This window comes from Micromonospora sp. LOL_015 (assembly GCF_048060275.1).
Lineage (GTDB): Bacteria > Actinomycetota > Actinomycetes > Mycobacteriales > Micromonosporaceae > Micromonospora_E.
The window spans coordinates 1-542 of sequence record NZ_JBHMIO010000179.1; the positions used below are offsets into that span (position 1 = coordinate 1).

A 542-nucleotide genomic window follows, 5' to 3' on the forward strand; every position below is an offset into this window, starting at 1 on the left:
AGGCTCTGATCACCGGGCGTGGTGTCCGGAACGGTCAAGATGTGTGGGAATCGCCCTGGTGGGCCGGGATGAACGGTGAGGGCGCGGAACGCCGGTACGAAGTGTTCCTCTCACAGACCACGACCCCGGAGTCCCGCGCCGCTCATGAGTATCGCCTATACCGCAACGCTGCCCGTACGCGACGAGACCGTGTTCCACCTCTCCGGACTGCTGCACGCCGAACGTCTCCGGCGCGGCACCCGCCGGGGACGGCGGGTGTTGACCTGTTTCCGGCAGGCCGTGCTGGTCCTGCGCTGGCTGCTCGACGGCACCCGGATGAGCCAGTTGGCCCGCGACAACACGATCAGCCTGTCCACCGGGTACGCCCACCTGCACGAGGCCATCACGGTCCTGGCCGCCCAGGCTCCCGGCCTGCACGGCGCGCTGCTGGCGGCCAAGGCCGCCGGCTACGACCACGTCCTGCTCGACGGAACCCTGATCGAGACCGACCGGATCGCCACCCCGGGTCCCACCCCCGGCGTCGACCTGTGGTGGTCGGCCAA

1 pseudogene is annotated in these 542 nt (G+C 69.7%); it reads left to right on the forward strand.

Annotation, left to right across the window (positions count from 1 at the left end):
- Positions 1-144 precede the first annotated feature (144 nt).
- Positions 145-542, forward strand: a pseudogene (locus ACFHWU_RS29370) (IS5/IS1182 family transposase); the annotation flags it as partial.